This window comes from Wolbachia endosymbiont (group B) of Longitarsus flavicornis (assembly GCF_964028135.1).
Classification (GTDB): domain Bacteria; phylum Pseudomonadota; class Alphaproteobacteria; order Rickettsiales; family Anaplasmataceae; genus Wolbachia.
The window spans coordinates 1638930-1658227 of the sequence record NZ_OZ034758.1; the positions used below are offsets into that span (position 1 = coordinate 1638930).

Sequence of the window (19298 nt, forward strand, 5' to 3'; positions counted from 1 at the left end):
ATCTTTTAAAAATACATCCCTTTGTAAATTGACCTTGTTAGCAAAGAAAGCTAATATCTATAAATAGATCACCATCTGAATATGGAAACCGATATCGTAATAATAGGTGCAGGGCCTGTTGGAATATTCACTCCTTTTCAAGCGGGAATGCTTGATATGAGATGTCATGTAATAGATGTTTTGGATCAAGCAGGAGGACAATGCACAGCTCTTTACTCAGAAAAGCCAATATATGATATACCTGGTTATCCTGTAATTACTGCCCAAAAATTAATTGAGCGACTAATGGAGCAAGCTTCACCGTTTGAGCCTGTTTACCATTTAAGTCAAAAAGTGGAAAAGATTTCAAATAACGAAGGTGAAAACTTTACTATCATAACGAACATAGGTACAGAGGTAAAATGCAAAGCCGTTATCATTGCTGCAGGTAACGGAATGTTTGAACCTAACCGTCCACCCTTAAGTGGTATATTAGAATATGAAAATAAATCTGTATTTTATAATGTAAATAAAATTTCTGATTTTCAGGACAAAACTATAGTCATTGCAGGGGGGGGGGATTCTGCAGCTGATTGGACTGTAGAACTTTCTAAAGTTGCAAAGAAAATTTATGTGATACATAGAAGAAAGGAATTTCGCTGCACTCCTGAAACTAGAAATAAATTAGAATCACTTGAAAATAATGGAAAGATAGAACTGGTAGTGCCATATCAATTACACAAACTAGCAGGAGGTGATGGGCAATTGAGCGCAGTGATAGTAAAAAACATTGCCTCTAAGGAAGAAAAAGAAATATCCGCTGATTTTTTGCTGCCATTTTTTGGATTGTCAATGAATCTTGGACCAATAAACAGTTGGGGTATAGAGTTAGAACATGGCCGCATAACTGTCAACCCAGTTACACTTAGAACCAGTAGAGATAGAATATATGCAATCGGAGATATAGCTACTTATCCAGGCAAACTAAAATTGATACTAAATGGCTTTGCTGAGAGCGCCATGGCTTGTTATCACATATACAAAGTAATTCACAATTCTCCAGTTAATTTTCAATATTCAACTTCAAAGGGAATTCATCGAAATTAAAGAGTAAAGAGATCCATGAACCTGCATGCAGTTATCTCAAGCATAAGGGAATACAAACGAAAAAGATTACTTTACAAATTCCCCCAACTCCCTTGCCATGATAATAAGAGTATTTATCCTTATTTTTGACCTGCAGGCTCAATCAAAAAATCAGTAAAAAACTCAAATATTTATTGGCAAATTACATAAAAATTATAGCGGCTTTTTAAATTTTTTCTACATTAAGCCAAATCACGCTTGTTAGCACATTATCAATTTAAATTATTAAAAATCGTTACACGGGGACTTTTTTGCTTTTTTTTGCTTGGTAAATTTTTTAATATTTGTAGCTAAAGTAATTTTCGAGAGGTGTTATGTAAGTAGCTGACACACGGCTGTACGAGCATTCATTTTTGAAAGTAAATTGCGTAGCAAATGGTGTCATTCAAGTAGCTGACGCTGGGATCCATCTCTTAATACAGCCTCATCAAAAATGTTGTGTTTTAACATAAAATTAACTGCTTCTATGCTCATAAACTTAATATCCAATCAAATTTCCTGGATCCCAGTGGGCTTTGTTGCATAACACTTCATGTAGTGGTGGTTTACGACAAATTCATGTAACTATTTCAAATTTAGCCATACCAAAATCAGTAAATTTGTTAAGCAAATAACACTTGAGTAGCAGTTCCTTTTCACGATTAACCTCAGATTTGTTACGAAAATTAAATCCGAATATTTGTTTCAGTCGCGAGAAAAAACTTTCTATATAAGATCTTTTTCCCTAGTTTATTTGCCTTTTCCACATCTTTATATTATCTTTATCATATTACTTTATTAGTCTAATTGCAGCATTTCTCTCTGCCATATAGTCTAACTTTGGATGCTCTACTGCATTATTTTGCAGAGGAATTTTTGTCTTTATCCCAAGTTCATTGCACAATTTATATAATTTCTTTCGGTTATATGCTCTATCTCCATACAGTGTGCTTATATTATATTGAGCTTCAACTCTTTCAATAAGATCACAGGCTCCGTAATGATCAGAATAAACTCCTCTACTATATTTTGCAGCTATGACTTTTTTGCTACCTATCTCCAGCATTACATGCAGCTTTCTTACCTGTTTATAACTGCGATACTTTCGCTATTTTCCTTACTGTGACCAGGGGTATTATTATAAATACTGATACTTGTACTATCTATGGCAATTTCAATACCTTCCGTATCATTTTTGTTAACTCTACAGTCACTGATCTTAATATTGAGTTTTCTAAACCTCCTTGAAGCTTGTGAATAGCTGCAAATTTTTTCCTATTTGCTGCAAATACCCTTCTATAAACCCTACCGTTTGTCTTAAGCCAATTCTAAAGAGATTAGCGACTATATGCACTAAAATCACAACTTTATCGCTATAAATATAGTTGCCACCAGCCATTTTTGGACCTTTTTCGTACCAATTCTCAATTGCTTCATTAATAAAATGAAAAATATTTCCCCTCTCTTGGAGAAATTTGTTATATTCATGGCAGTTACTGACTCTCATTTTTTGTGACATATTTTTCTTTCGTAGGTTAAATGCTTGTCTTATAGTGAATTTTGTCAGTAACTGCTAGCTCTTTTTACTTGAGTGATGCAACAAAGCCATCCCAGTGTCACGCACTGGGATGACAAGGGAGGGACTACTCGAATAACACCTTTATGGTGGCTTAAGTCACAAGTTCGTACAGTCATGGTGCTTCTTTAAGAAGCACCATTTGCTAATGTTTTGAAGCTTTAATGCTTATTATACGCATGTATTTTTTGTTGCATCCCATCTTTTACCATCAGGGCAAGCAGTTGCACCATCTTTACAGATCACACCACCTGGTACTATTTTTGAAACAACTACAGGTGCACCAAAAAACACAGCAGTAAATGCACCGAGTGCAAAGAGCGCCGGCCACGGCATTCTGCCAAATATCGCAAGCAAAGCTGCACCTATTATCACTATTGTAATCATAGGCCCGCCTATACCGTGAGTATAGCCTACTATTTTGCATATTGTATTGGTTGTTGCATCATCAGTAACAGCAGCAGCAAAAGCATTATCAAATGCAAAGGAAAGAATTAAAGCTACAAGTAGAAGAAAATTTTTCATTATGCCTCCGTATTTAACGCTGGATTATCTATCATTTTGATTAAATTTAAGTAAACGGTGAGGATTTTTTGCTTAAAAGTATGCTTTATTTCATTTAGAATACTTTTCTTAGTTTATTTATATTACAAGTGCTACAGAAATTTTATAGTATCGTTTATTGCCTTTATCGTGCTTTAATTGACACAATTTATAATGATGGAGTGGAGCATGCAGGGTATCTATCATTTTTAATCCTGTTATCAATATTTCCTTTTCTTATTGTTTTAATAGCCATGGCATCAACGTTCGCAAATTTCTTAGATCAATACAATGTCGGCTGGGCATTTATTATTGATAACATGCCACAGGATATTTTATCATCTTTGATGCCACGTATTAGGGAGATAATATCAGGCCCTCCGCAAAGCTTATTAACCTTGGCAATTGTAGGCGCTGTTTGGACTGCCTCATCGACAATTGAAGGATTTAGAACGATATTGAATAAGGCCTATAAAGTTCCGGTTTCATCGCCTTATATATGGAGAAGGGTGCTCAGTATATTACAATTTTTAGTAATTACGCTTGTTACAACTCTGACTATAGTATTTTTTACATTAGTGCCAATGTTAATTGATTTTTCTTACCAAGGGCTAAGTTATACTAGATATTTACTTATTGAGTTTGTGCTTTTTACTATAGTATCTTGGCTATATTTCACATTGCCAAACATAAAACAAAACTTATCAGACGTATTTCCCGGATCTTGTGTGGCTGTTATTCTTTGGACGATCTCTGCTTCAGCTTTCAAGCAATATTTAAAAGCTTCCTTTGACCAACTGAATTTGATATATGGAAGCTTAGGTGGTGTGGTAGTATCGTTACTATTTTTTTATGTGCTAAGTTTAATTTTTATATATGGAGCAAAATTTAATTTTCAGCTAAAATATTTCAATAGATCTTGCTAAGGAGAAAGAAATGGGTGACTTAGAAGGTAAAATAGCTTTAATTACCGGAGCTTCAGGTGGAATAGGTTCTTCTGTTGCAAAAAGATTTGTAAAAGAAGGTGCATGTGTAATTCTGATTTCCAGATCTCTTGATAATCTCAAGCCATTGTATAACGAAATTGAAGAGCTTAAAGAAGGCTCTGTGAAACTAATTCAGCTTGATCTTTTAGACTTTGAAAACGTAGAAAAACTGGCAAATATGATAGAAAGCCCAAAATTATCAGAATCTGGAACACTTGATATACTGATTACATGCACTGAAATTTTAGGTAAGTTGAGCTCTGTTCATGATTGTGAGCTTGAAGATCTACAGAACGTAATGAATACAAATTTTACTGCCAGTTGGTACTTGCTAAAAAATTTGGGTCCAATACTAAAAAAGTCTAATGCTGGAAGAGCGATATTCATGACCTCAGAGATAACACTTTCTCCTTCCTCTTATCCATATTGGGTACCATATGCTGCAAGTAAGGCTGCACTAGAAGTAATGGTGAAGATATATGCATCTGAGACAAAGCATACGAACTTATGCATAAATGCCGTGTATTCGGAAGGGCCTATCGATAGTGAAATGTATAAGCAAGCATTTTCGGGAAAAGATATATCTGAATTAGTATCGCCTGAGAAGTTAACAAATAAATTCGTAGAGTTGGCTTCTGATGACTGCAGTATATCAGGACAAATCTTGCCACTTAGCAAATCTACCGAGTAAATTACCATAGTATCTGCAAAGATACCGTTAAGCCCACAACTGTATGAACATTGTGATTTGAGTCCACTAGGAAGGAGGAGAGTAGACCGGCGGAGCTTCCCCACCAGTCTCTCGCAGAACTGCACGGAAACCTCTCGACTTATACAGCTCCCATTATTTAGCCTTTTGATCCTAACCCAAGTGTCCAATGATAGAAAATACTTGGAGACCTCTTTCTCACTTTTCCTAGAAATTGCTTTGCTAGTCTTCCGTGATCACGAAGTTTCTTATATTTTGTCCTGACCCATCTTATGAGGTATCTCTCTATATTTCTGAGAGATGGATACATCTCTGATTTATAAAACCTGCCATAGTACTGAAACCAGCCTCTGACTATTGGATCTATTTTCTTCGATATTTCCTCTAGTGTGGTCCATGTAATCCGATGTATTCTCCATGACTTTATGGTTTTCTTGATCTTCTTCTTGGCTTTGTTACTAATTGCAGGTAGAAATGAGATGAAATAATTCCTCATCTTATTCTTTGCTACTCTAGGTCTAAAAGTATAACCTAGAAAATCAAAGCTTTGTTTAGGAAATTGTTCTTTTCTATCATCATCCTTACTGTACACAATCTGTGTCTTTTCAGGATGTAACTTCAATTTACACTTAGCCAATCTTTCTTCAATCATTACTTTCATAAATCCTGCCTGTCTTTTAGTTCTGCAGTGCACTATCGCATCATCTACATATCTTTCAAATGGTACTGTTGGATAATTTTGTTTCATCCACATATCAAACGCATGGTGCATAAATATGCTTGAAATGATTGGGCTTATTGAACCTCCTTGCGGAACTCCTTTATCCCTTGTTACCCTACTGCCATCTGCTTGCTGAATGGGGGCTTTCATCCACCTCTCAACATACAGTATGACCCATTTGCAGTCTGTGTGTTTCTTGATAGCCTGCAGTGCTAAATCGTGGTCCAGATTGTCGAAAAATCCAGATATATCAAGATCTACCGTCCAATCATTTTTCCAACATCTCTTCCGTGCTGTGTATACCGCATCCAGCGCAGACTTATTTGGTCTATAACCATATGAATCTTCGTGAAATTTCGGTTCTACTAACGGCTCAAGATACATTGTAGCTGCTGTTTGCGCTATTCTGTCGAATACTGAAGGCACACATAAAATTCTTTGCCCTCCTGTATCTTTTGGTATCGCAACAGCTTTTACCGGCTCTGGAAAATAACTTCCGGATGACATCCGATTCCATAATTTGTATAGATTATCCTTTAGATTTTCTTCAAACTTTGTTATCGAGACCTCATCTACACCTGCTGCACCTTTATTTTTCGATACTTGTTTATAAGCTCTCCAAATAAGTTGCTTCGGTATATCAAAAGACTTTGTTTTATTCATTAACTCCTCCCTTTCGGTTGATAAATAATTAAAACTAAATAACTTAGCCCCTTCACTCCATTTCCATTACAGAAACTTCTTCGCTACTACGAGCTAATCCGCCCCTGTTTTTCGCATCGGTACTCTCATCCTCAGAGATCAGCTCTTTGGACTTCTCCCTTTTCATCGAAACGACAGGTTCCCGTAGTTCCATGCAATAGCCTAAAATAGATTCACGCCACTTTTATGCCGGACGCCACCTACCCAGTAAACAAGCTCCCAGTAGATTCATCCCAGGTTAACGACTACCCCCTGGTTTTGACGTCGTCTCTACGCTTTCGACACTTCATCAGTGGTTCACTTGCGTTCGTCTCTCTATTTCATACATGACACATAATTGTGCCTTTTCCATAACGCTCACTACCTTAGCTCTTTACCAAAGCAGCTTATGGCTGTTTGAAGCCTGCTCTTGCAAACCGGCTCCGAGGGGCCCTCCCTCATCTACTGCACAGCTTCAACACTTTCCGTGTTTCTACGGCGCACTGTCATCCCAGTGCCTCTATGGTGTCATTCCAGTCTGGAATCTAGTCTTTATTGTGCGGCCACTTATTTAAAGTTAAGTTTTCTGGATCCCAGACTGGGATGACACCTCTGGGCACTGCCGTCATAAAGGAACCAGTGTCAGCTACTTGAATGACATCATTTGCTGTGCAATTTACCTTCAAAAATGAATGTTTGTACAGCTGTGTGTCAAGCACTGGAATCTGCCACGCAAATTGCAATGTTCGTACAGTTATGCGTCAAGCCTAACAGCAGTTAGGTTTAATAAAAATTCACATATGCAGGAAAGATTGGTAACATTATTTGAGTCGAGACTGTTATTATAATTATGCCAAAACGCACAGATATAGAATCTATATTAGTAATAGGAGCAGGCCCAATAGTCATAGGTCAGGCATGCGAGTTTGATTATTCTGGAACGCAAAGCTGTAAAGTATTAAAAAGTGAAGGTTATAAAGTCATTTTGGTTAACTCCAACCCCGCAACTATAATGACAGATCCTGAATTCTCTGATGCAACTTATATTGAGCCGGTACTGCCTGAAATCATAGAAAAAATTATAATTAAGGAGAGGCCAGATGCAATATTACCAACAATGGGCGGGCAAACAGCACTGAACTGTGCAATAAAACTTGCAGATGATGGAGTGTTAGACAAATACAACGTAGAATTAATAGGGGTAAATAGAGAAGCAATAAAAAAAGCGGAAGATAGAGAATTATTTCGCCAATCCATGGATAAAATAGGGCTAAAATACCCAAAAAGTATCATTATAAAAAATCAAGAACAAATAAAAAAGGCTTTGGATTACATTGGATTACCAGCAATCATCCGTTCATCATTCACTCTTGGTGGCGCAGGTAGTGGCATAGCATACAATAAAGAGGAATTTTTCAATATCGCAGAAAGTGCTCTGAAAATTTCACCAATAAACGAAGTTCAGATAGATGAATCAATTATCGGCTGGAAAGAATATGAAATGGAAGTTATCCGTGACTGTAAGGATAACTGTATAATAGTGTGTTCAATAGAAAATATTGATCCAATGGGAGTGCATACCGGAGATAGTATCACAGTTGCTCCTGCTCTGACTCTGCGTGACGTAGAATACCAACAGATGAGAAATGCATCTATAGCAGTGCTAAGAGAAATTGATGTTAGTGCCGGTGGTGCAAATGTTCAGTTTGCAGTGAATCCTAAAGAAGATGGAAGCCTCGTTGTGATTGAAATGAATCCAAGGGTTTCTCGCTCTTCTGCACTTGCTTCAAAAGCAACAGGTTATCCTATTGCAAAAGTTGTAACTAAACTTGCTATCGGCTATTCACTCGATGAGATACGTAATGATTGCGCTCCAGTTATACCTGCTGCATTCGAACCAGTGATTGATTATATCGTCACTAAAATTCCTCGATTTGAGTTTGAAAAATTTAAAGGGACGAATTGTGAATTATCAACTTCCATGAAATCGGTGGGAGAAGTGATGTCAATCGGCCGCACTTTTAATGAGTCACTACAGAAAGCTTTTCGCTCACTTGAAACAGGGCTAACGGGACTTGATGAAGTATTTCCTGAAAATACTGATATTGATCACATTAGATCTCAATTAGCAAAATTGCTGCAAAACAGATTACTGATTGCTGCTGACGCAATGCGCCACGGAATTAGCATAGAAGAAATAAATTCGATTACAGGTTATGATTTATGGTTTTTGCAAAATATACAGCAAATTATATTAGCTGAACAAAAAATCAAGGAAAACGGCCTTCCTGAAACTGCATATGAAATATTAGAGCTGAAAAAAATGGGCTTCTCAGATGCAAGGCTCGCAAAGTTAAGTAATAGACCTACCTCTGTCATCCCAGCTGGGATCCAAGAAAAAAATAGGTGGATTCCAGTGTCACGCACTGGAATGACATCAGAGCAAATTGAAGCAATGAGGAAAAAATTTGGTGTTAATCCAGTTTATAAACGTGTAGATACCTGTGCAGCTGAATTTGAATCGAGTACTGCTTATATGTATGGATGTTATGAGGGAGACATTACAAAGAGGACAGAATGCGAAGCGGACATTTCTGACCGAGAAAAGGTTGTCATTTTAGGAAGTGGTCCAAATCGCATTGGTCAAGGTATTGAGTTTGATTATGCATGCGTTCATGCAGTTTCTGCCACCAAAGAAATGGGATACGAAACAATAATGATTAACTGCAATCCCGAAACCGTTTCAACTGATTATGATACCGCTGATCGTTTATATTTTGCACCACTCATTGCAGAGGATGTGCTTGAAATACTAAGTAAAGAGCAAGAAAATGGCACACTAGTTGGTGTAATAGTTCAAATAGGTGGTCAAACGCCTTTAAAATTAGCCAAAGTGCTGAACGAAAGAGGTTTTAATATCTTGGGTACATCTTTTGATTCTATTGACCTTGCAGAAGATCGCATGAGATTTAAAAATCTTGCTTTGCAACTTAATTTAAAACAACCTGAAAATTCTATCTGTCATTCAGTGGAAGAAGCGTTAATCAACGCAAAAAAGGTGGGGTTTCCATTATTAGTGAGGCCATCCTATGTCCTTGGTGGTCAGTCTATGTCAATTTTGCATGATATTGATAGCTTCAAAGAGTACGTCCTGAATCACACTAAAATTTTTGAGCATGGTTCGCTGCTTCTTGATAAATTTTTAGTCAATGCAGTTGAGGTTGACGTTGATGCTGTATGTGATGGGGAAAGAGTTTTCATTGCAGCGGTTATGGAGCATATTGAAGAAGCTGGTATCCACTCTGGCGATTCAACATGTTCAATACCGACAAATACATTGAGTGACGAAGTAATAAAAGAGATCGAGCTCCAAACTGAGAGAATAGCATTAGCATTAAAAGTGAAAGGTCTGATAAACATTCAGTTTGCTGTTCAAGAGAGTGATGTATACATACTTGAAGTAAATTTACGAGCTAGTCGAACCGTTCCTTTTATTTCCAAGGTGATCAACATTCCTATTGCAAAGCTTGCCACTCAGGTTATTTTGGGTAAAAAATTGAATCAGGAAAACAAGCCTTTCAATCATTTTGCAGTTAAAGCTGCTGTTTTTCCATTTACCCGCTTTGCAGGAGTTGATACTTTACTTGGTCCTGAAATGAAATCAACAGGAGAAGTAATGGGAATTGACTCATCTTTCGAAGCTGCACTTGCAAAAGTGCACATGGCTGCAGGATACAAGTTACCAACAGAAGGAACAGCTCTGGTTTCAGTAAAAGATGATGATAAAGAGTATATATTGCCTGTTGCACGAATGTTGAAAGAACTGGGCTTTGAAATATATGCAACTAAAGGTACAGCTTCGTATCTGAACAATAACGGCATTGCTGCAAAAGCTGTAAATAAAGTGAGAGAAGGCAGACCCCACATAGTTGATATGCTCAAAGATGGAAAAATAAACCTAGTGATCAATACCTCAAAAGGTGTAAAGTCAGTTTCAGATAGCAAAGATATTCGCAGAACTGCTATTTTGCAAAATATAGCTTACAGCACCACAGCTTCTGGAAGTAAAGCGTTAGTGCTTGCAATTCAGTATGTAAAGAATAGCACTTTGGAAGTGAAATCATTACAGCAAGTACAAAACGTTTAAATATTAAAACTAATATTACTCTACTTCAATGAGAATTTTGTAACGTAGCAAGTTCAAGTGAGTTAGAAATTCAATTAAAGAGATTTTATTATGGTTGTCGATATATAATTGCCTTGAGAATTTGGTTGCTCGTTGAAATGCTTTGTACTAATTCTCTTGATTCAAACAATATGCTAGATTTTAACTGTAAAAATCTGTGTACTTATAAGCATGATTCCTGCTTTATAAGTGATCACGACTGAAAGGTGTTTTCATGCATTTTTTACCTGAGTGCAATAAGTGTAATTCATTGAGTTTCCAAAATTGATAATGAAGAAAAGCATTACTCGTCTAATAAAAGCAATTCAATACTCCTGTGAAGGAATAAAATCAGCTTTTGTATCAGAAGTTGCGTTCAGACAGGAGTTACTGCTTTTTATAATATGTGTTTCAACTTTGTTTGTTTTAGATGTAAGTAATTTAGAACGTGCAGTAATGGTAAGTAGCCTATTTTTGGTGTTAATTGTAGAAATTATTAACACTGCTTTTGAAACAATAATTGAGCGTATTTCCAGTGAACAACATATACTTTCAAAAAAAGTGAAAGATCTAGGTAGTGCAGCAGTTTTTCTCTCATTAATTAACTTCTTGATAACATGGATGATAATATTGATATGAATGTTGTTAAGATATATTTTCAAATTCACCGATTAAGACTTGCATGTCTTGTGGTAAATCAGAAACAAATTCTATATATTCTTTACTTTTTGGATGATATAAGCCTAGCGTGTGAGCATGTAGTGCCTGTCTATTGAAATTACGGATAAAGTCAGAGTTTTTAGCATGTTTTTCACTTTTACTACTATTTTTTCCGTAAACTTGATCACCAACTACAGAATGTCCTATGTGGCTCATGTGTACTCGAATTTGGTGTGTTCTGCCTGTCTCTAAAGTACATTTAACCAGGCTTGCTTGCCCTATAATTTTCTTCACTGAATAATGAGTGATTGCTAATTTACCTGCTGTTTTTGTGACACACATCATTTCTTTATTACTGCGTTTTGGAGCAATATGGGTTTTTACTGTTCCTTGCAGATTAGGTAATGCTCCCCAAATTACTGCTAAGTATTCCCGTTTTATTTTACGATTTGATAGCAGTTCAGACAAGAAGCTGTGGGATTGTTCATTTTTTGCAATTACCATGAGTCCACTAGTATCTTTATCAAGCCTGTGAACAATTCCTGGTCTTTTATTTATATATGGAATTTTGCCAAGGTGAGCGATCACTGCATTCAGGAGTGTATCATTGTTTGTTCCAGCACCTGGGTGTACTGTTAATCTACTTTGTTTACTCAGAACTATAATGTCCCCATCTTCGTAGATGATATCAAGCTTTATATTATAGTTAGGTTCAATTGATGTGGATATGTCAGGTTGAACGAGATGTACTATATACTCTTCACCTGGTTTTACTATGTGGTCATTATTAATTATCGGCGTGCCAAGTAATGTTACCCGCTCATCTTGTATCAATCTTTGTGCTTTACTGCGTGATATGTTACACTTTTTAGCTATGTAAGTATCTAGCCTTAATTTTTTTTCGTCACTATTAACATTTAAGGTTATATCTATGGTCACTACCCTGCGCAAGCTACTTTGAATGCTGCATGAACATCTGGATTCACAAAATCAACTTTTGTACTAGGTTGAATTTGAAGGCCGTCTTGTTTTTTAATATGGCAAATTGTTTGAGAGCCATCTTTCCAGTAAATTATTATTTTATTATCAAAATCCCGTAGCGTTAACTCCCTCTTTTCTTCTTTTTTATCTTTTTCTTCTAGCTTAATAGACTCTAATAAATAATATAGAAAGTCACTTGCTTTACCGTTAACTTTTTTTCTCCATTCATCCATTTTTTCTTGTTCAGATAATTCTTTTTCCAATTTTGCATTTTCTTGCTCCAGCTCTTTCATCCTTTTTTTTGATTTTAATAATCTATGTTTTTCTATTGCTTTTTTCTCTTCATCTCGCTGTTTTTCAAGAGAAGTAGCAGTAATACTGCCTTCACTGCTATTAGGTTCATTTGATTGAGTCTGTTTATTCTTTAATTCTGCTAGCTCATCTTTTACTTTTTTTAGTTCTTCTTCTAATTCGTTCTTTATCTTTTCCGCTTCTTCTTTTTGTTTTTCCAATGTATCTATGAACTCACGATCATCGCTAATTGTTCTTTCTCCAGATTGAAAAAAGCCAACTAATCTGCTTGGTTCAAATCGCTCAACCTTATCTTCAGCGATTTTAATAGTATTCTCTAAACTAGAAAAAATGCTTTCAATTTTTAGTGAATTTGTTCTTTTTGCCAGCCCTTTAGCTTCGCTTAAAATGACCATCATTTCCTTACGCAACTTATCTAAATCTTTTTTGATGTCTCCTCTAATTCCTTGTAGATGAACAAGTGTTTCTTGAATTTCATCATTTGCAGGTTTTAGAAGTTTGCTATCAAGTAGATCTTTAGCTTCATCTAAGCGCTTATCAAATGAGTCAACAATTTTATCTGTAAAATTAGTCAAGTGCTTATCTAGTAATTTTATTAATCGAGATATTGGATCATTTTCTTCCTCATCTTTTGTCTTTTTTTCCATTACCGATACAAAACCACCTCTTCTGCATGGAAAGAGAATATCTAAATTATTAAATTTTTTAACAATATTATGATTATTGTTTATCTCATTGGTTTTTAGCTTGCTGAATGTTATACATATTCCAACGATAGCAATGATACTAGCCAGTACAACTGGAACCCATTCCAAAGCCTGAATATTGGCAAAGCTCAATCTATTTTGTATTAACGCACCAACTATAATTACAGCACTAATTACATATGGTATGGTAAGAAAAATGGCCTTATTTTTATTCTCTTGTATTTGATTATCTAATATTTTTTTCTGATTTTCAGAAATTGGCAAAACTATTGAAAAGTTTGCTTTTTTGGAATCTATAAGACTTAAATTTGGTTTTATCTCTATTTTCAGAGCATTTTCAGCGATTTCACTCATCTCGTTGTCTTTGCCACCTCTAATTTTATTATTTATTAATTCCTCTATCAACTTTTCTCCTTCTTTTATCTCCTGCTTATGCATATATCTCATAGCAGAAGAGGCTACAAAAGTTGTTAAAAGAATAATAGAAACCAAAGTGTAAATTGGCATGAATGTTGGGTTAAAAATATCTGTAATAAACCTTAGATCATTATGGGTTATTATTATTGCAGCTACATAAGCCAAAGAAAATTGAAGCCAAATATTTACAATCGCTATGGGTAGAGTGTTACTTACAGAATATTTCTTTGTTGCATGCCATAACCTAGGAAAAAAACCAATAGCATCATCTATTTTGGTAAAATTATGATCTACTTTAACATTGAAAGGATTTGTTGTATCTAAAGGCATAAATTTCCTTACATCCTAATTAAGTAATTATATATAAATGATACTTTAAAAACAAGTTTTTGGCTTATGCCAAGGACGATTAGAACGCACTTTACTAACGTTTACGCCACTCTTTGTTAGCCAAATAGAATGTGTACCATATACTTCTAAATCAGAATACTTGATGATTTTAGTATTGCAAGCTGGGTGATTGAATTTGCTTAGCTGAATTACTAGATCGACATTGTTACAATTTTCTAAAATATCTTCTCTTTTGTGAGCTAGCAACACTGACTTATTATTTCCTTTATTATATATACAGCCATAATCATTACATTTTAGCCTTTTGTTTGAATTACTGAATTTAGTATGATTCACAATTTGATTCTGCCCGTTTTGCTTTGCCCACGTTTTGACAACAAAATTTCTGTTTTTTCTAGTAAGAGAATATAGTAAATTGTCACCTTCTTTTACAGCAAGATTATCAGCACTGACTAGAATATCAGGAGTTCTATACATAGCGCTAGAGAAAATACCTAGCAGAATAAAGAAAATTCCAAAGAAACGCCAATTCCTTTCCCACAGGCACAGCCACAATAACCCAAGCGTTATTATAATGATCGATGATGCAGGAAAAGTGCGAATAGGAATAACCAGATACTGAAGATTAGCTATTGCATTTGTTATATATAAAACGCTGTCAATTGGGCGTTCCATGAGAGGCGTTATAATCCACTGAGTACCTAAAGGAATCAATAAAACATAGATTATTCCAAGTGGAATAATAATGAGTGTAACTATTGGTATAGCAACTAAATTTGTGATAATGCCGCTGATTGAAAAATAATTAAAGTTGTATATTGTGTACGGAACCGTTGCTAAACTTGCTATTATTGAGCTGATCATTATCGACACAAAATATTTTATTATTTTTAAAAATTTGTTGGCATTGATCTGATAGCTGCAACCAGTGCTAAGACAGCAGAAAATGACATTTGAAAACCTGGCTTTAAGATTGCTTCTGGCTCCACTATGAGTATCACCGAAGCAGCAAACGCAATTGCTATTAATCCTCGATATTTTCTCTCTATCATTATTGCAACAAGTACTAAAATTACCATAATATACGCGCGCTGAGCGGAAATTTGCATACCAGTGATCAATAGATAAAACGTGGTTGGCAAGATAGTAAAGAATGCAGATATTTTTTTAGTGTTATATTTAAGAGTCAAAGTTTCAGATATTGCAAATAAATTACGGAATACTATAAAAAATAGACCAGCAACAAACGATAAATGTAAACCAGATATAGCGAATAAATGTGCTATACCTGAATCTCGTATCGCATTCATAGTTTTTTGATCTATCCCGTCTTTTTTGCCAATTAATAATGCAGAGATTATGTCCGCGTGTGGCTTTTTGGTATTTTGCTGTAGGTTTTCATAGATATATTGACGGAAAGATTCTATATACTCTTGAAATTTTCTTGCTTCAGCCTTTTTGTACAGGACTATTTTGCTTGTTGCAAAGCCTGTGGCATTTATTTTCTGATAATATGCTATTCTTGCAAAATCATATGCATATTCCGAAGGCGCAATTTTTGGAGGAAAGAGTTTTGCTGATAATTTTACTTGATCCCCTATTTTAATGCCTTCTTCCGCTTTGGTTCTAACTGATATTCTGATGCTATCTAACTTAAACTTCGTGTTTTTTATTTCATAAAGCAAAAATTGCTCATACGAGCCCTTGTTATTAATATCCTTCACTGTAGCAACAATATCTTTCACATACCTTTCCTTATCAAGAATGTGAGTATTAACTGAATCTGTTCTGAATTTGCTGGCTGTAAATCCTATGAGCACTGCAATTAAAGAAATGCATAATATTGCGTATTTCCTGTATAATATTGCAATCAGAATTAGTATAGGTGAAAGCAAGAGAAAAATAGATATAGTGAAAGCACAGCTTGGTTCAAAATTTAATGAGAAATAGGTTAAAATTCCTGCACACTGAAAAACAGGGAACCACAATATCAAGTTATATTTTTCATTGTACAGATTGTTATGTATATAATTTACTATCATGTTAAGAAAGGTTAATAGATATATAAATATATGTAATAGTGTGATTTTATTCTTTTATTTATTATTATTACGCATATAATAATAAATAATCAACGACGCGGGATGGAGCAGCTCGGTAGCTCGTCAGGCTCATAACCTGAAGGTCGTAGGTTCAAATCCTACTCCCGCAACCATCTTTCAACTGTACAAATATTGTGTATCCGTTCAGAGGTATGGTAAGGATAAAAAAGAATTGACATAACATATCAAAGTAATAATAACAGAAAATGTTGATAGTAAGGTAAGGCTAGATGCTTCAATTGTTGATCAGTATTGTAGAGTTATGTAAAAACTTAGAGCAAAAAGTAGCAAAGCTTGAAGAAAAAAATAAAATCTTAGAAATAGAGAATGCTGAACTAAGAGAGAGACTTGGCTTGAACTCAAGGAATTCATCTTTACCAAGTTCAAAAGAGCTGTACAAAATAAAAAAAGACACACCAGAAGATAAGTCAGAGGGTGGCAGGAAGATAGGGGGTCAAGTTGGTCATAAAGGAAATTATCGGATAAAAATGGAAGCAGATGAAGTAATTAGAGTAAGATTACATGATACTTGTGAATGTGGTGGAGAAATTGCAGTATGCAACAAACCCTATATTCACCAGAATGTTGATCTCCCAAAAATTAAGCCTTACGTAGTGGAATACCAACTAGAACATGGGCGCTGTCGTAAATGCGGAAAAAGAAGGAGTAGCAAATTACCAGAAGGAGTTACACCTGATACCTTTGGTCCTAGAGTTAAGTCAGTAGTTGCATCACTAAGTGGGTTTTATAAGAATTCAAAGCGAGAAATAGCGAATATCATGAAAGACATCTTTAACATGAGTATAAGTGTTGGTAGTGTGTCCAATAGCGAAGCAAGGGTCTCGTCAAAATGTAAAGAAGCCTATGAACAAATAGAGGAAGAAATGAAAGCAAGCGAAATTTTGCATATTGATGAAACCAGTCACTATAACAAAGGTAAATTGGAATGGTGCTGGATGTTTGCCAACAATAAAGCAAGTCTTATGAAGTTAGCAGATACAAGAGGAATGAAGTTTTTAAAGAATAGTGCATTTTGTGATTACAAAAATCGGGTAATTACCGACAGATATGGAGTTTACAACCACTTCAGTGATGAAAAACGACAAATTTGTTGGGCTCACTTATTGAGAAATTTCGAGAGGTTATCTCATAGCTGGAATAGTGAAGTAATGAGACTTGGCCATTGTTTAAAAGATGCAGCTAATGGATTATTTACATTAAAAAACGCTTTGTCAGAAAATGAAATTAGTATTTCAAAGTTCACTAAGCAAGCTAAAGAGTTACGAAGATTTATGCAGTACTGCATGATAAAAATATCTTATATACTTGAAGCAAAAGGAGCTTCACGAACGGTAAAGGGTATTATAAAATCCGAGCCAATGATGTGGACATTTTTGGATGATCCAGAGAATATTCCATTAACGAATAATCATGTTGAGCGACAAATACGGCATTATGTTGTCTATCGTAAGAATTCATATTTTGCACAGTCAGAGCGAGGGAATAGATTCCTTGAGCGGATAATTTCGTTGTATCTCACTTGGAGGCAAAAAAAGTTAAATCCATTTCAAAACCTTCTATCTATTGTCTCTTAAGCCACACCTCTGAACGGATACAATATTGTGATTTCGGATAGAAGAATCACTTGACAAATTTCACCAGCCTCTTATCATACCAATAAGAGTATTTATCCTTGTTTTTGACCTGCAGGCTCAATCACAAAATTCAGTAAAAAAACTCAGATATTTATTGGCAAATTACACAAAAATTATAGCGGCTTTTTAAATTTTTTCTACATTCAGCCAAATCGCGCTTGTTAGCACATTATCAATTTAAATTATTAAAACTCGCTATTCGGGACTTCTTTTGCCTTTTTTCTATTTGGTTGGATGATTTTATAAATTAATTAAAATATTCATAATATTGATTTCTTATCACAACAATGCTATTATTAAGCTAATATTACTTTTAGTGAGGTATGAGCAATGGTTGATGTGGCTTTTATTGGCGTAAATACGGTTATTGATAACGGATACAGAAGAAAAATAAAACTCGTTATGTCAGGGTTATTTTTAGCTGTATCAGCAGCAACTGCTATCTGGTTTATCTTTCCTGGATCGCAAAATGTACTTGCTCCATTCTTGCTTCCAGCTATATTCCTTCTCTTGACTCTGTCTATGGGATACTATACGTTTCTTTTTGGTTGTGAGAAAAAATCTGTAGTAGAAAATGTTCTAGGTATCTGCTGAGTCAGTTAAGAGAGTGCATTGCCAAGACGGAATCGGATTTTTGCTAGCAGAAACAAGAGATATTACAAAAAATAAGTTTTGTAAAGTACTTTTGTTTTGAGGATCGTAGCAAAGCGCACAAACTTGCTTTATACGTAAAAGACATTGATGATATTGCATCTTTAATAAAGAATGAGGATCTTTTAAGTCACTTTGATCAATTTTTTACCATAACTGAAGTAAGCAATAAGAATAGTAGAAATGAGCTAATTAATTGCGCAAGAACATATAGAACAATAAGTGAAAAACCTAAAGATGAAATACAAAGTTTTTTAGCTAATCAAAAAGAGAATCTTTCATATGAAATAACGTCACCTAAAATTGATAATTTTTTACCACAAGTTAATATAGTGAATGTTTAAATTAGCAAAAGTTCAATAAGTATACCTAAGCCCTTGCAATAGTAATTTTATCAATAATTTCATTGTGTATGTGATTGTCACTTTTTGTTGCAAATTCAGTAATAACACTGCACCTGTTGGGTTCTTTTTCAGCTATTTCTTGAAATCCTTTTCGAACTTTATTATAAAAATCAACGTCCATCTCTTCATATTTATTTTTATCCTTTGCTCTGCTGAGCCCAACTTGAACATCAATATTTAGAATAAATGTGACATCTGGATATTTAATGCCCACTAATTTGTGTAAGTCTTTTATTAGCCTTAAGTCAACACCGAGCCCATATCCTTGATACGCAATAGTTGAATCGATAAATCGATCACAAATAACTGTCTTTCCCTCTTTAAGAGCTGGTAGTATTAATTCTTTCATATGTTCATATCTCATTGAGGTAAGTAATAAAAGTTCAGAGATGGGATCAATATTATCCTTAAGTAGTGATCCTCTTATTTTTTCTGCAAAATCAGTACCACCTGGTTCTCTAGTCAATACGACATTATTTTCACCGTGAATTTGCTTGAAATAATTTGCAAGTAACTCAGACTGTGTTGTTTTACCAGAACCATCTATTCCTTCGAAGGTTATGAACATAAATT

General features: G+C 35.0%; 15 protein-coding genes, 1 tRNA gene and 1 pseudogene. 8 read left to right on the forward strand and 9 right to left on the reverse strand.

Going from position 1 to position 19298, the window contains the following annotated elements:
* Positions 1-81 precede the first annotated feature (81 nt).
* Positions 82-1086, forward strand: coding sequence for an NAD(P)/FAD-dependent oxidoreductase (locus ABWU45_RS07825; protein WP_353278444.1), 1005 nt, complete (start codon positions 82-84; stop codon positions 1084-1086).
* Between the two features lie 808 nt (positions 1087-1894).
* Here the strand turns inward: ABWU45_RS07825 and ABWU45_RS07830 are convergent.
* From ABWU45_RS07830 to ABWU45_RS07840, 3 genes are all read right to left on the reverse strand, one after another.
* Complete coding sequence (locus ABWU45_RS07830; RefSeq protein ID WP_353278403.1) at positions 1895-2170, reverse strand: transposase; 276 nt, start codon at positions 2168-2170, stop codon at positions 1895-1897.
* Between the two features lie 168 nt (positions 2171-2338).
* A complete protein-coding gene (locus ABWU45_RS07835) occupies positions 2339-2623 on the reverse strand; it encodes a transposase (protein WP_353278401.1) in 285 nt (94 codons plus the stop codon).
* Positions 2624-2851: 228 nt separating this feature from the next.
* Positions 2852-3205 carry a TrbC/VirB2 family protein gene (locus ABWU45_RS07840; RefSeq protein WP_214303143.1) on the reverse strand — a complete coding sequence of 118 codons (354 nt, stop codon included), beginning with the start codon at positions 3203-3205 and terminating at the stop codon, positions 2852-2854.
* 128 nt (positions 3206-3333) lie between these two features.
* Here ABWU45_RS07840 and ABWU45_RS07845 point away from each other — a divergent pair, with 128 nt between their 5' ends.
* Positions 3334-4149, forward strand: a complete 816-nt coding sequence (locus tag ABWU45_RS07845) for a YihY/virulence factor BrkB family protein (RefSeq protein ID WP_264682477.1) — start codon at positions 3334-3336, stop codon at positions 4147-4149.
* Between the two features lie 10 nt (positions 4150-4159).
* The gene (locus tag ABWU45_RS07850; RefSeq protein WP_353278446.1) at positions 4160-4900 is read left to right on the forward strand and encodes an SDR family NAD(P)-dependent oxidoreductase; all 741 of its coding nucleotides are present in this window, start codon (positions 4160-4162) and stop codon (positions 4898-4900) included.
* Between the two features lie 157 nt (positions 4901-5057).
* Here ABWU45_RS07850 and ltrA read toward each other — a convergent pair whose 3' ends face one another.
* Together ltrA and ABWU45_RS07860 are read right to left on the reverse strand one after the other, a co-directional pair.
* Positions 5058-6302: a group II intron reverse transcriptase/maturase gene (gene ltrA, locus ABWU45_RS07855; RefSeq protein ID WP_007302363.1), complete on the reverse strand. Its 1245-nt coding sequence runs from the start codon at positions 6300-6302 to the stop codon at positions 5058-5060.
* Positions 6303-6354: 52 nt separating this feature from the next.
* A complete protein-coding gene (locus ABWU45_RS07860) occupies positions 6355-6495 on the reverse strand; it encodes a hypothetical protein (protein WP_019078704.1) in 141 nt (46 codons plus the stop codon).
* Positions 6496-7170: 675 nt separating this feature from the next.
* Between ABWU45_RS07860 and carB the strand changes: the two genes are divergently transcribed.
* The gene (carB, locus tag ABWU45_RS07865; RefSeq protein ID WP_264682481.1) at positions 7171-10467 is read left to right on the forward strand and encodes a carbamoyl-phosphate synthase large subunit; all 3297 of its coding nucleotides are present in this window, start codon (positions 7171-7173) and stop codon (positions 10465-10467) included.
* A 309-nt stretch (positions 10468-10776) separates the two neighbouring features.
* On the forward strand, positions 10777-11124 hold the full coding sequence (locus tag ABWU45_RS07870; protein WP_064085518.1) for a diacylglycerol kinase: 348 nt from the start codon (positions 10777-10779) through the stop codon (positions 11122-11124).
* Positions 11125-11130: 6 nt separating this feature from the next.
* On the opposite strand, the gene ABWU45_RS07875 is transcribed toward ABWU45_RS07870, so the two are convergent.
* The 3 genes and pseudogenes from ABWU45_RS07875 to ABWU45_RS07885 all read right to left on the reverse strand — a co-directional run bounded on the left by ABWU45_RS07875 (position 11131) and on the right by ABWU45_RS07885 (position 15955).
* A complete protein-coding gene (locus ABWU45_RS07875) occupies positions 11131-12084 on the reverse strand; it encodes an RluA family pseudouridine synthase (protein WP_410541942.1) in 954 nt (317 codons plus the stop codon).
* Entirely contained in the window at positions 12084-13892 is a 1809-nt protein-coding gene (locus tag ABWU45_RS07880) for a coiled-coil domain-containing protein (RefSeq protein WP_353278447.1), read from the reverse strand. The genes ABWU45_RS07875 and ABWU45_RS07880 overlap by 1 nt, the downstream gene beginning before the upstream one ends.
* 45 nt (positions 13893-13937) lie before the next feature.
* Positions 13938-15955, reverse strand: a pseudogene (locus tag ABWU45_RS07885) (ComEC/Rec2 family competence protein).
* A 96-nt stretch (positions 15956-16051) separates the two neighbouring features.
* Here ABWU45_RS07885 and ABWU45_RS07890 point away from each other — a divergent pair.
* The 3 genes from ABWU45_RS07890 to ABWU45_RS07900 all read left to right on the forward strand — a co-directional run bounded on the left by ABWU45_RS07890 (position 16052) and on the right by ABWU45_RS07900 (position 18264).
* Positions 16052-16128: transfer RNA gene (locus ABWU45_RS07890), tRNA-Met, on the forward strand.
* 129 nt (positions 16129-16257) lie between these two features.
* Positions 16258-17610: an IS66 family transposase gene (tnpC, locus tag ABWU45_RS07895; RefSeq protein WP_353279066.1), complete on the forward strand. Its 1353-nt coding sequence runs from the start codon at positions 16258-16260 to the stop codon at positions 17608-17610.
* 390 nt (positions 17611-18000) lie between these two features.
* Positions 18001-18264 carry a hypothetical protein gene (locus ABWU45_RS07900; protein WP_264375198.1) on the forward strand — a complete coding sequence of 88 codons (264 nt, stop codon included), beginning with the start codon at positions 18001-18003 and terminating at the stop codon, positions 18262-18264.
* A 426-nt stretch (positions 18265-18690) separates the two neighbouring features.
* Here the strand turns inward: ABWU45_RS07900 and tmk are convergent, their stop codons facing one another.
* On the reverse strand, positions 18691-19293 hold the full coding sequence (tmk, locus tag ABWU45_RS07905) for a dTMP kinase (protein WP_353278449.1): 603 nt from the start codon (positions 19291-19293) through the stop codon (positions 18691-18693).
* Positions 19294-19298 lie beyond the last annotated feature (5 nt).